This is a genomic window from Pantoea sp. GABEPS69, from assembly GCF_045780835.1.
Taxonomy (GTDB): Bacteria; Pseudomonadota; Gammaproteobacteria; order Enterobacterales; family Enterobacteriaceae; genus Pantoea; species Pantoea septica.
Window position 1 is genome coordinate 2,904,490 of sequence record NZ_CP118618.1, and the last position, 12,115, is coordinate 2,916,604.

Consider the following 12,115-nt stretch of genomic DNA (forward strand, 5'->3'; position numbering starts at 1 on the left):
TACTTATTCTGTTTTGAGTTCCGGACGGGCGAAGCGACGATTTTCCAGCACCGGCAGCACGCTGCGCGCATAGGCGATACGCTGCGGATCGAGCTCCGCAAACACCAGCGCGGTCGACTCCGGCGCTTTGGCGATGGCGACGCCCAACGGATCGACGACCAGGCTGTTGCCGATATTGCGCGGGCCGCACTCGCCCACCGCCACCATATAGCAGGTGTTCTCCAGCGCCCGCGCCGTCGTGAGCAGCTCCCAGTGCATCTCTTTCAGCGGGCCTTTTACCCAGGCGGCGGGCAGCACCAGCACCTCGGCGCCGTCCAGCGCCAGACGCCGCGCCAGTTCGGGAAAACGCACGTCGTAGCAGGTCATCAGCCCCACCTTCATACCGGCGACCTCAACCAGCGGCGGGATAGCGGCGCCGGGATTGACGCGCTGCGACTCCTGCATAGCGAAGGCGTCGTAGAGGTGCAGCTTTTCATAGGCGGCGATGATTTCGCCGTTGCGCAGCGCAACCAGCACGTTCAGCGCTTTGTCACCCTCGGTCGGCACATGAATGCTCATCATGGTGGTCAGCGCGCTGTCACGGCTTTTTGCCAGCAGCTGCGTCAGAAAAGGGCCATCCAGCGGCTGGGCCGCCTTCAGCACCAGATCGGGATCGGCGATATCGCGCGCCAGCACCCCTTCCGGCAGCACCAGCAGATCGGCGCCGCCCGCTTCGGCGCGCGCCATGAGATCGAGGCAGATAGCCGCATTTTCCTGCCATTCGCGGCTGACCGCGAACTGTCCCATCGCTACTTTCATCATATGTCCCCCTTGCTGGCCGCCGGGAAGATCGCTTCCGGCGTCAGGCGCGTTTTCGTCAAACCCTGCAGATAAAGCTCATCGGCAAAGTCGGCAATCATCTTCTTGTTAACCTCAAACCCGTTCTGATTCCAGCTGGCGGGCAATTCCTGGGCGGTGCGTCGCAAATCGTCCAGCAGCCAGGGCGTGGTGTCGGCGTACTTCTCCCGCTTTTGCATCCACAGCCGCCCTGAGCGATCGATAATCTCGCTGAGCGCCTGCGGCAGCCAGGGATGCGCCTCCGCCAGCGCCGGCTTGAGCGCCAGAATATGGATGCCCGGCACGTAGCCGACGCGATGGAAATAGTCGCGCTCCGCCTGCTGAAAATCGACCTGTAGCTGACGCAATCCGGAGTCCGGCTGGAAAAAGCCTTCCGGCATAAAAGGCGTAAACAGCGCGTCCAGCTCCCCTGCCCGCAGCAGATCGAGCAGCGGACGCTCGCCCGGCGCGGCTTCGATGCGGCCCGGACGGCCAAACCCCGCCAGGCGATCGACAACGGGATGCGACTCCGTCAGGCGACCGGCGAACCAGTAAGCATCGTCGATCTCTATGCCCGCTTCGCGCAGTACGGCGCGCGTCCAGGTGTTACCGGAGTCCTGCCAGCCGGTGACGCCGATGCGCTTGCCCTTCAGCTGCGCCGGCGTTGTGAGCGGACTGTCGGCAGTGGTGATAATGCAGCGCTGCCGAAAGCCGCGCATCAGAAAGTGCGGCAGTCCCAGCAGGCCGGTTTCGCCGCGTGCGCGTCCCTGGGCATAGCGGCTGAAAGAGACTTCGCCGCCCTCATAGTCGGGGCTATCGGCCAGGTGATCGACCAGCGTGCCGACGCGGTCAATCACCAGCTCAAAGCCCTCCGGTCGCAGGTCGCCCAGCGCCAGCGGCGTAAAGTAATCCCAGTCGCGCACGGCCAGTCTGACGGTTAATCTGCTCATGTTTGCCCCGTTAGCAGGTAGCGTCCTGCGGCGCCGATGATTTATTCATCAAATAGTGCTTGAATTTGATACTAGTTCGGGAATACTTATCTGAACAATCATTAATTCGTTACTGAACAAAGTATTTTCTTATGACGCAAACGGTGGATATCGACTGGCTGAGCGAGCAGATAAGCGACGCCTCAGTAAAAGGCATTGCGCTGGCAGCCTCCACGCTGATCCGCGAAGGCAAGATTGCGGTAGGTATGCAGATGCCTGCCGTACGCGAGCTGGCGGAGAAGCTGGGCGTCAGTCCGGCGACGGTGTCGGCGGCCTGGGGGCAGCTCAAAAAGCATAAGGTGCTGGCGGGCAAAGGACGCAGCGGCGTCTGGGTGTCGGGCAATACCGTGATGCCGCGCCCGATTCGCTTTGAAAAGATAGGCAACTACGGCGACAACATCCGCGCCGATCTGTCGATGGCCTCGCCCGATGCCGCGCTGCTGCCCGATCTGCAACCTGCCCTGCTGGCGGCGCTGCAGTCGCCGCATCTTAACAGCTATGTTCGCGAGGCGATTTCGCCGGTGCTGTTGTCCGCCATCAAGCCGCGCTGGCCCTATGCGGCCAAAGCCTTTCTGGCGACGGACGGCGGCTTCGACGCGATGAATCTGGTGGTGCAGACGCTGGTCTCGCCGGGCGATCGCGTGGTGATTGAGGATCCCACCGCGACGCGGCTGCTGGATATGCTTGATAACGTCGGCGCGGAGATCCTGCCGTTGGCCTGCGACGATGAGGGACCGCTGCCAGAGATGCTCGCCGCGCTGCTGCAGAAGTCGCCGGTGATGGTGATTTACCAGCCGCGTACCCATTCCGCGACCGGCAGCAGCGTCAGCCGAGCGCGTCAGGCCGCGCTGGCGCAGACGCTGGCGCAGAGCGCGACGCTGATTGTCGAAGATGATGGGCTGGGCGATCTCTCCGCGACGCCCGCCTGGAGCCTCGGCACTATTTTTCCTGACCGCACGCTGCACGTCCGCTCGTTTTCCAAAGCTTACGGCCCCGATCTGCGGCTGGCGGTTCTCTCCGCTACGGCGGAGATGGTGAGGCGCATTCAGGCGTGGCGCAATTTCGGCGTCAGCTGGACCAGCCGAATTTTGCAGGACAGCGTCGCCTGGCTGCTGCAGGACGCCGCGACGCAGGAGACGATCGCCGCCGCGCGCGCAATCTATCGCCAGCGTCGCGAGCAAATGCTGGCGGCGCTGGCGGCGCATGGGCTGAGGCTGCCGATGCGCGACGGGCTAAGCATTTGCATACCGGTGGCGTCGGAGCAATATGCGATGATTACCCTGGCGGCGCGCGGCATCGCCGTGCTGCCCGGGGAGCGCTGTCGGCTGGGGCCGACGCAGTTTATCCGCGTCAGCATCGCCTGTTTGCAGGAGAGGCAGCTGGAGATGCTGGCCAGCGCGCTGGCGATCGCCGCCGGGCGCGAGGCGCGGCTTAGTTCAGACCTTTGATATGGTAGCGCGGCGACTCTTCATAGCCTTCACGCAGGTAAAACTGGTTCGCCTTGAGCCGCGATGCGTGGCAGTGCACTTCCATGCGGTCGCAGCCACGCTGCATCGCCATCGCTTCGGCGTGCTGCAATAGCTGCTGGCCGACGCCCTTGCTGCGTTCCCCTTCTGCGATGCAAAAGTAGCTGATGCGCGCAAAGTCCCCCGCCAGCGCCAGCTGAGGAATAAAATGCATCGACAGGAATCCCAGCACCTGGGTGCCATACTCCGCCACCAGCAGCATCTCGTCGGGATCGCTGCTCAGCTGGGCAAGGCGTTTATCGATAAAGCTCTCGGTGCCGCCGTAGCCTAATTCGGCCAGCAGCGCGCTGAGTGCAAAGCTGTCTTTCGCCTGTGCCTGACGTATATTCATCCTGCCTCCTGAAGAAGATAATGCTGCCGCTCTGTTATATAGCGTCAGCAAACAAAAAGCTGCAACTACGGGTTGTTATAATAATGTTACGAGGCTTTTATGTGACTGACGCCGCAGTTCGTGCGGCGTTACGCATTCATCCTAAGCGATTGAGGCGGAGTAAATCTTTGTCGGCAAGGTCAGGCAGCGTAACGAGCGGGTTTTGCGCCTTTTTTAAGGCATAAAAAAACCCGCCATAAGGCGGGTTTTTGAAATTCTGACTGTTAACTTACAGGCTGATAACGTTAGCAGCAGATGGGCCTTTGGCGCCTTCGGTGATTTCAAACTCTACGCGCTGACCTTCAGCCAGAGTTTTGAAGCCGTTGCTCTGGATAGCAGAGAAGTGTACGAACACGTCTTTGCTGCCATCTTCTGGAGTAATGAAACCGAATCCTTTGGATTCATTAAACCACTTAACGTTACCTTTAATCTTGGACATCTATATTACCTTTACATGAAAAATGGACACTAAACTGTGTCGCCGTCTAGTACAGCAATTGCCGTGACATTTGTCCAGTGAGAATTGATGAAAAAGTGATAAATATCGCCTTTTTTTTCACTTCGTCCTCCCCTGACAGACGCCCCGAAAAGTTAAAACTGAAACCGCAGCCAGGCGAAGTAGACGTTGCCATTATTGTAAGTGCCCGGAATATAGGTCATCTGAAAATTCAGCGGGCCATAACCCACCGACGCCAGCGGCAGCAGCGCAGGAACCGGAATATAGCGCCAGTTATCGCGCGCCGTGACGCCGGCGGTGTAGCCAGCGCCGAGATGAAAACGGCTCCCGTCAATCGGATGCCATGTCGCCTCCCAGCCGTAGCCGGTGAACGGCTCCCACTTGTTATAGGAATCTTTAAAGGCCATCAGATAGAGGCCGTGCCAGTTGCCCTTATCGTCATAGCGCGAGATGCCGCCGCCTGCGCCCCAGGGACGCTCGTTGTAGCGCTTGATATGCTCGTCGTCGTAGGTCCAGCGGTTATGCCAGGTGATGGCGGGCAGATAAAAGTCGCTGTTCTGCGGCGGCTGCCAGGTCTGCTGCACGTTGCTGGTAAAGGTGTTCCAGCCGCTCTGGATACTTTGCGTCAGGGTGGCAGCCTGAAGGGAACATGAAAAAATAAGCGCGGAGCAGGCGCCCACTACGGCGCTCGAAGAAGACCGGTTCACAACTCTTTTCCTGTACAAATCGACGGCGCGCCGACCAGCTTGCTCCTTTCCGGCCGCACGCATCCTGGTTGAATACAATCCTGCGTCAGGGGCGCGATTATGCCCAACCGAAATCAAACCGGGACCAAACAGAGAAAAATAACTGCGTTTAGCTGCCTCGACAGGCGCGCCCGAGGCCATTTCAGCGCCTCATCAGATAGCTTCTGATATGTCAGTGCGCGTCAAGGTTACAAAATGCAACAATAACGCCATGTAATTATTAAATAATTAATCAGCAACCCCAAAAGATAACGCGCATTAATTGTTTAGGATTTTTGATAAATAAAGTGGTGGGATTTGTTAGAATAGCGCCTGTTCGATTCAGGCATGGAGAGCATTAGTATGGTAATGAAGATTCGCTGCACCGCCTGCGGCAGTGCGAAGTTTACTTTTACCCACGATCCTTCAGCAGATCCAGCGTTTCATGGCGCACGCTGCGCCAGCTGCAATAAGCGTCTGACGGCGCGGGATCTGTTGCCGAATACGCTCGTCGACCCTATCGCGCGCTGTCTGGTCGCGCAGGCGTCTAAGAAGGACAGAAGCAAGGGCACCTGAGCGGTGCCCGCGTTGATTCAGAAAATTAACTTAAATACGCCGGTCAGCGTCAGTAACCCAACAATGAAAATGATGGCGATAATCCACAAAATTATTTTCATATCCATGTTCCTTTGCCAGTAAAAAACCTTTCCGGATAAGAGTATAGCCTATCGCTGCGTTTTTGCTGGGCCACTTTCCGCGCTGGCTGACGTGCACGCTTTCCAGATAAGCCCGAACTATTTTTGCGACGCCGGCCGCAGCAGCTGTTTTTTTAACCACTTCACGCTTCGTTTCCGCCTTTTCCACCCGCTAAACTTTTAGCGGCAAAGGCAGGCCTCTGCGACGATCACCGTAAGATGAGCAACAAGGAGACACTATGAGCATGATAAATACCAGTATGGGTCGCTACAGCCTCAAGGCGAAAAATGCTGGCGATCACATTAAAGGGTCTTTCGCTATCAATGATGAAGGCGGCACGCAGCTCAGCATGCAAGAGTTTGATGAGCACTATATTGATGATGTTATCAATAACGTGATCTACCCCGTTACCGGCGGTAATCGCGAAATTTCGCGCGCGCTGCGCGAGCAAATGGTCAAAGCCGGCTTTGAACAGCCGCATTAACCCCCTCTTTGGGCCACGCGTTGTGGCCCATCTCCTCCCCTGAAACCATCACTTGCCGTCGCTTTTTTTTAGCCGCAGGATGCGATGTACCCATAAAAAGGAGAAGAGCAAAGTGAGTGAACTCTATCGAATCAATGCCGCGCGGCTGCATCAGTTTGTGCAGGCGATATGGCTGCACGCCGGCAGCGAAGCCGACGAGGCGCGTCTGGTGGCGGATCATCTGGTGGCGGCGAATCTGGCCGGACACGACTCCCACGGCGTCGGCATGATCCCCAGCTATATGCGCTCGTTCAGCCAGGGCCATCTGCAGCTTAATCAGCATCCGGTGCTGGAAAAAGACGCCGGCGCGGTGCTGACCTTTCACGCCCGTTCCGGCTTCGGCCAGGTGGCCGCTTATGAGGCGATGCAACAGGGCATCGCGCGCGCGCAACAGCTGGGGATCGCCGCGGTCGGCCTGCACCACTCGCACCATATCGGCCGCATCGGCCACTGGGCTGAACAGTGCGCCGCGGCGGGTCTGGTCTCTTTTCATTTCGTCAACGTGATGGGCGACCCGATGGTGGCGCCGTTCGGCGGCAGCGATCGCCGCTTCGGCACCAACCCCTTCTGCGCCATTTTTCCGCGCCGTGACGCCAGCCCTCTTCTGCTCGATTTCGCCACCAGCGGCATCGCCTTCGGCAAAACGCGCGTCGCCTGGAATAAAGGGGTAGACGTGCCGCCCGGCTATTTGATCGACCATCAGGGCAAGCCGACCGAACATCCTGCCGTTATGCATGAGCCGCCCTACGGCTCGCTGCTGCCCTTTGGCCTGCACAAGGGCTATGCGCTGGCAACGTTGTGTGAAATCCTCGGCGGCGCGCTCTCCGGCGGACGCACCACCCATGACGAAACGGTGCTTGCCAGCCATGATGCGATCTACAACTGCATGACCGCCATCATCCTTAACCCGGAAGCGTTCAACGCGCCGGCGATGCAGGAGGAAGCGGAAGCCTTTCTCGACTGGGTGAAGCGATCGCCGCAGAGCGGCAGCGAGCCGATTCAGGTGCCGGGAGAATGGGAAGAGGCTAATCGCGCGCAGCGCGAGCGTGAGGGGATCCCGCTGGACGCCAACAGCTGGGGACAAATCTGTCTGGCGGCGACCCAGGCGGGAATGCCTGACGAGGAGCTGGCCGCGTTTCGCGCGCTGGCCAGTTAAGGCTATCCGCCGGGCAACGCCCGGCGGTAAAGCTTAAATCACCATCGACAGAAGCATACAACCCACCAGACCGCACACCGAAATGATGGTCTCCAGCGCCGACCAGGAACGAATGGTCTCGCCAATCGTCAGGTTGAAATACTCTTTAAACAGCCAGAAGCCGGGATCGTTGACGTGGGAGAAGATGACGCTGCCGGAGCCGACCGCAATCACCATCAGCTCCGGACTGGCGCCGCTGCTGGCGATCAGCGGCGCGACAATGCCGCCCGCGGTAATCGCCGCCACGGTGGCGGAGCCAAGCGCAATACGCAGCACTGCGGCAATCGACCAGGCCATAAAGATCGGCGACACGTTGCTTTCCTGCATCATCGCGGCGATATATTTATCGACGCCGCTGTCCACCAGCACCTGTTTGAACGCCCCGCCGCCGCCGATAATCAGCAGCATCATGGCGATAATTTTAATCGAATCGGTAATGGTGCCCATCACCTCATCCATGCTGCGTCCGCGATTAAGGCCGAAAGTGAAGATGGCGATCAGCACCGCAATCAGCGTCGCCATCACCGGGTCGCCGAAAAACTCCGCGTAGGGCAGCAGCACATGTCCTTTCGGCAGCACCATTTCCGCCAGCGCGCGCAGCGCCATCAGCACCACCGGTACCAGCGCGGTCCAGACGCTGACGCCGAAGCCCGGCATCTCTTCTTCGCTAAAGGTTTTCGGGTTATAGAGCCCTTCCGGAATCGGTTTATCGATGCTTTTCAGGAAGCGGGCGTAAACCGGGCCGGCGAGGATCACCGTCGGGATGCCGAGCAGCGTGCCCCACAGCAGGGTTTTGCCCATATCGGCGTTAAACAGCGTCGCGATCGCCGTCGGACCGGGATGCGGTGGCAGGAAGCCGTGCGTTACCGACAACGCGGCCGCCATCGGCACGCCGACGTAGAGCAGCGGCACGCGCGCCGAAGCGGCGATGCTGAACACCAGCGGCAGCATCAGCACGAAGCCGACTTCATAAAAGAGCGCGAAGCCGACGGTAAAGCCGGTCAGCACCAGCGCCCACTGAATATGCTGCTTGCCGAACTTCTCAATCAGCGTGGTGGCGATGCGCTGCGCGCCGCCGCAGTCGGCCAGCAGTTTGCCGAGCATGGCGCCGAACCCCATAATCAGCGCCAGACTGCCGAGCGTGCCGCCGACGCCGTTTTTAATCGAAAGGATCACTTTATTGACCGGCATGCCCTGCATCATGCCGACCACCAGCGCCACCAGAATGAGCGCGATGAATCCATTAAGTTTGAAGCGAATCATCAGCAGCAGCAGTAACGCCACGCCGATCGCCACAATAAGTAAGGGCATAGGTTTTCTCCACCTTACTGACCGGCCAGCGCCAGCAGCATATTGTTATCATGGGTCCGAAACGGACATTGGGTACGGCATCGAAAAAACGAACTAACAGTCAGACACAGCCTGTTACCAGTAACATGTTAAGGGTAACATCCTGATGAAAGCACCTCCCCGCAGAGGCTGAATTTCTGTTTTGCGAAGGTGATCAACTTTTCATCGCGGCGTTATCAGAAAGTTTGCCGCTGCCGCCGTTCGGCTTTTGGTTACACTCTCTCTTTTCCTGATGACATAAGGATGTTGCGGTGAGTGAGAACCTGATCGAGCTGTACAGCAATCAACGAACCCTTTCTGGACGCGGCAGCATCAGTAAGCTGGTGCCGCTGCTGAGCGCCGATCCTCAGCCTACGCTGCTGTTCTGCGGGCGCTCTTTTCTTAACGGCCCCGTCTATGCGCGTCTGAAAAGCGAACTGAACGATCTTATTATTGGTTATGAAATCGTGGCGCATGAAGCGTCACCGGCTGAGATTGACGCCTGGGTCACACGCTGGCGCGGTCACGTGGACCGCGTGGTGGCGATTGGCGGCGGCAGCGTGCTCGACGGCGCCAAAGCTTTCAGCGCCATGATGCAGCATCCACTGCCCACCGCGCGCTATCTGGAAAAGGTCGGCGACACGCCGGTGCAGGCGGTGACGCTGCCGCTGATCGCCGTGCCGACCACGGCCGGCACCGGCAGCGAAGCGACGCAGAACGCCGTGGTGACCGACCAGCATGACATTAAGGTTAAGGCTTCACTGCGCCATCCGGTATTTGTTCCGCAGGTGGCGATTCTGGATGCAGATTTGCTGAAAGGCGCGCCCGATAAGGTGCTGGCGACCTGCGGCATCGACGCCTTTACCCATCTGTTCGAGGCTTACCTCTCCAGCAAGGGCAATCTGTTTACTCGCCAGCTGGCGCTGACCGGGCTGCGCCAGTTCGTTCAGGCCTGGCCCGCGCTAAACCGCGACGATGCGCAAGGCGACGCGGCGCGCGAAGCGATGATGATGGCCTCCTGGCTGGGCGGCGTCTGCCTCAGCAGCGCCGGTCTGGGGGTGATCCACGGCATCGCCGGCGAGCTGGGCGCCATCAAGCCTTATCATCACGGCGAAGTCTGCGGCCGGCTGCTCTTTCCGTTCCTCGATCTGCTGGCAGAAAGCGACGATGCGCAGCAGCAGCAGCTGATGCAGGATCTGCAGCAGCAGCTTTTCGCCGTGCCGGAGGCGCAGCCAGCGCGCTTTTTGAAAAACTGGCTGCAGCAGCAGGCGATCGCGCCTTTCTGGCAGGAGACCCAGACGCTGAGCAGCGAAGAGGCGGAGTGGATTCTGGCGCGCGCCAACAGCAAAAACTCGCTGGTGAACTACAGCCAGCAGGCGATGCGCGCGATGCTGACGCAGGCGTGGCGCGTGGTGCCAGCGCAGGCATAACGGGCAGCGACGCCGCCCGCCCGCGCAGCATTCAGGCGAACGGCGGCGCGCCCGCAAGCATCTTCTCAATAATCTGCAGAACGCCCGCCTCGTTGTTGCCGGGCGCAGCGTAGCGCGCCGCCTCTTTTACCCGCTGCGGCGCGTTGGCCATGGCGAAGCTAAACCCGGACTGCCTGAGCATTTCCAGATCGTTGCCGCCGTCGCCAAACGCCAGCACCTGCTGATGATCGATGCCCCAGCGCTGCGCCAGAATATTCAGGCCGTTGGCCTTGTGATGGCCCGGCACGATAAGATCCACCGAGCCGTGGCCGCTCGAGGTCGCCGCCGCCGCGCCCGCGTGCAGGCGCTGAATATCCGCCATCAGCGGTTCGACATAGTCGTCGGAGAGGTTAAGCGCGAACTTGAACAGCCGATCGTCGCCCGTCTCTTCCAGCGAGTTAATTGCCTTCAGCCGATGGCAATAGTGGCGCATTTTCGCCAGCCACTGCTCTTCCACCACGCCACTGAAGTAGTAGGCGCTTTCACGCCCGCACAGGATATAACGCAGCCCTGGATAGTTGCCGTTTTGCAGCGTATCGAGCACCGCATGCACGTCCGGGCGAGAAAATGCGCCGCAGAACAGCTCTTCTTCACCATCCAGAATCCAGGCGCCGTTCTCCGCCACAAAGGCGATCTCGCTGGCGATAGAGGGAAAGAAAGATTTCAGCTGGTAGTACTGATTGCCGCTGGCGACGACAAACTTAATGCCGCGCGCTTTCATCTCTTCATAGCAGCGCATAAAGCGCGGGCGATCGTACTGCTTCTGGTTATCAAGAAAGGTGCCGTCCATATCGACCGCCACCATTTTTACCGCTGTCATCTCGACTCCTTATCAGGCGAAAGGGAACAGTGTGGAAGCAAAGCATAGCCTGGAGAGCGTGAAAAAAAGAGGAACAGGCGCGCGCGCAGGCAGCCGGTTTTCAGAGGATTGAGGCGGAAATCAAGGAGAACGGGCGGCCGGGGCCGCCCGAAGAGCAGGCTTAGTTAAAGGCGTTGCCGAGGATCAGCGAAGTGATAATGCCCGTCGCGGCGGCAATCAGCACATAGTTACCGTCGATATAGGACCAGTACTCGCCGCGCGGCGGCTCCGGCAGACGGCGCTCGCGCCAGTCGTCTACCCGATAGTGCGGGCCGCGATATTCGTGCGGCATCGGGTGGCCGCGGCGAAAATCGTGCCCGTTCCAGGCGAAATGATCGCGGTCACGGTCGCGATAGTCATGTCGGTCGCCATGCGGGTTGCCGGCGAAACGGTCGCGATCCGGACCGCGATCCGGGCCATGGCCCTGCGGACCACGGCCGCGATCGTCGTGGCGGTCGCCATCGCGACGGTCGCCGTCATGCTGCTGCCAGGGCTGGCCATGATGGTCGCCCGGGCCGTCAGCCCAGGAAAGGGTAGAAATCAATGAGCTGCATGCAATAAAAGTCGCGATAACGCGTAATGTTGTTTTTTTCATCGTAAACCTCCAGTGGCAACAGCGAACGTCGCGCCGTTGAGCTCTACTATCGGCGATTTGCATGGCGTCTGCACCTCCAAAACTCTTAAAAATCGCTAACTTACAGACTATTACGCCGTTTAGCGCTTCCTTAACACTCGGCAGAAATTGTGGAGACCGCTGGACCTGCGGGCGGTGCGACGAACAGAGCGGGCGGTAGCACGTAAAAGGGCGGTTTAACAAAGCGGAAAATAGAATCAAACAGAAATGAAAACCCGATCGAAATCGATCGGGGGAATCGAAATTCCTTTAAACCGAAGGCCGGCTAATCCTTGCCAAATCAAGGAAAAAACTAGAGGAGACAACACCACATCACCAGTGTTGAACAAAGAGAGTAACACTGCAACTATTATTTTGGCACCACTAATTTTCCTGATTAGGATATTTCCTGATTTATATCACCCTGCGCCGACTTATTTTTTAGCGTGAATTAGACGTTCCGTTAAATATCTGCTTCGGGCATCTCTATTCAGGCAAAACAGGTATGGGGTCTGACCAGCGAGAGAAATTAATTATTCGGGCTATTA

At 58.8% G+C, this 12,115-nt stretch carries 14 protein-coding genes; 5 read left to right on the forward strand and 9 right to left on the reverse strand.

What is annotated here, in order from left to right; translation table 11 throughout:
* Positions 1 to 3 precede the first annotated feature (3 nt).
* Positions 4 to 798, reverse strand: coding sequence for a deaminated glutathione amidase (locus PVE98_RS14235; protein WP_096073883.1), 795 nt, complete (start codon positions 796 to 798; stop codon positions 4 to 6).
* Positions 798 to 1,766, reverse strand: a complete 969-nt coding sequence (locus tag PVE98_RS14240) for a nitrate ABC transporter substrate-binding protein (RefSeq protein WP_096072773.1) — start codon at positions 1,764 to 1,766, stop codon at positions 798 to 800. Before PVE98_RS14240 ends, PVE98_RS14235 begins: the two co-directional genes overlap by 1 nt.
* A 131-nt stretch (positions 1,767 to 1,897) precedes the next feature.
* Here PVE98_RS14240 and PVE98_RS14245 point away from each other — a divergent pair, with 131 nt between their 5' ends.
* Complete coding sequence (locus tag PVE98_RS14245; protein WP_096072772.1) at positions 1,898 to 3,253, forward strand: aminotransferase class I/II-fold pyridoxal phosphate-dependent enzyme; 1,356 nt, start codon at positions 1,898 to 1,900, stop codon at positions 3,251 to 3,253.
* Here the strand turns inward: PVE98_RS14245 and PVE98_RS14250 are convergent.
* The 3 genes from PVE98_RS14250 to pagP all read right to left on the reverse strand — a co-directional run bounded on the left by PVE98_RS14250 (position 3,237) and on the right by pagP (position 4,865).
* Positions 3,237 to 3,662 (reverse strand): GNAT family N-acetyltransferase, encoded by a 426-nt coding sequence (locus PVE98_RS14250; protein ID WP_033751856.1) that lies wholly within the window; start codon positions 3,660 to 3,662, stop codon positions 3,237 to 3,239. The genes PVE98_RS14245 and PVE98_RS14250 overlap by 17 nt on opposite strands.
* Before the next feature lie 268 nt (positions 3,663 to 3,930).
* Positions 3,931 to 4,140, reverse strand: a complete 210-nt coding sequence (gene cspE / locus PVE98_RS14255; RefSeq protein WP_033751857.1) for a transcription antiterminator/RNA stability regulator CspE — start codon at positions 4,138 to 4,140, stop codon at positions 3,931 to 3,933.
* 152 nt (positions 4,141 to 4,292) lie between these two features.
* A complete protein-coding gene (gene pagP, locus PVE98_RS14260) occupies positions 4,293 to 4,865 on the reverse strand; it encodes a lipid IV(A) palmitoyltransferase PagP (protein ID WP_407568515.1) in 573 nt (190 codons plus the stop codon).
* Between the two features lie 381 nt (positions 4,866 to 5,246).
* Between pagP and PVE98_RS14265 the strand changes: the two genes are divergently transcribed.
* A complete protein-coding gene (locus PVE98_RS14265) occupies positions 5,247 to 5,459 on the forward strand; it encodes a hypothetical protein (RefSeq protein ID WP_033751863.1) in 213 nt (70 codons plus the stop codon).
* Between the two features lie 30 nt (positions 5,460 to 5,489).
* Here PVE98_RS14265 and PVE98_RS14270 read toward each other — a convergent pair whose 3' ends face one another.
* Entirely contained in the window at positions 5,490 to 5,747 is a 258-nt protein-coding gene (locus PVE98_RS14270; RefSeq protein ID WP_187143623.1) for a hypothetical protein, read from the reverse strand.
* A gap of 70 nt (positions 5,748 to 5,817) precedes the next feature.
* Between PVE98_RS14270 and PVE98_RS14275 the strand changes: the two genes are divergently transcribed.
* Together PVE98_RS14275 and PVE98_RS14280 are read left to right on the forward strand one after the other, a co-directional pair.
* Positions 5,818 to 6,063 (forward strand): hypothetical protein, encoded by a 246-nt coding sequence (locus tag PVE98_RS14275; protein WP_033751866.1) that lies wholly within the window; start codon positions 5,818 to 5,820, stop codon positions 6,061 to 6,063.
* Between the two features lie 112 nt (positions 6,064 to 6,175).
* Positions 6,176 to 7,258, forward strand: coding sequence for a malate/lactate/ureidoglycolate dehydrogenase (locus PVE98_RS14280; RefSeq protein ID WP_096072770.1), 1,083 nt, complete (start codon positions 6,176 to 6,178; stop codon positions 7,256 to 7,258).
* 33 nt (positions 7,259 to 7,291) lie between these two features.
* Here the strand turns inward: PVE98_RS14280 and gntT are convergent, their stop codons facing one another.
* Positions 7,292 to 8,608, reverse strand: coding sequence for a gluconate transporter (gene gntT, locus PVE98_RS14285; protein ID WP_033751872.1), 1,317 nt, complete (start codon positions 8,606 to 8,608; stop codon positions 7,292 to 7,294).
* Positions 8,609 to 8,898: 290 nt separating this feature from the next.
* Between gntT and PVE98_RS14290 the strand changes: the two genes are divergently transcribed.
* Positions 8,899 to 10,056, forward strand: a complete 1,158-nt coding sequence (locus PVE98_RS14290) for an iron-containing alcohol dehydrogenase (protein ID WP_096072769.1) — start codon at positions 8,899 to 8,901, stop codon at positions 10,054 to 10,056.
* A gap of 31 nt (positions 10,057 to 10,087) precedes the next feature.
* Here PVE98_RS14290 and PVE98_RS14295 read toward each other — a convergent pair whose 3' ends face one another.
* Positions 10,088 to 10,915 carry a Cof-type HAD-IIB family hydrolase gene (locus tag PVE98_RS14295; protein WP_096072768.1) on the reverse strand — a complete coding sequence of 276 codons (828 nt, stop codon included), beginning with the start codon at positions 10,913 to 10,915 and terminating at the stop codon, positions 10,088 to 10,090.
* A gap of 160 nt (positions 10,916 to 11,075) precedes the next feature.
* Positions 11,076 to 11,549 (reverse strand): RcnB family protein, encoded by a 474-nt coding sequence (locus PVE98_RS14300; RefSeq protein ID WP_096072767.1) that lies wholly within the window; start codon positions 11,547 to 11,549, stop codon positions 11,076 to 11,078.
* Positions 11,550 to 12,115: the final 566 nt, after the last annotated feature.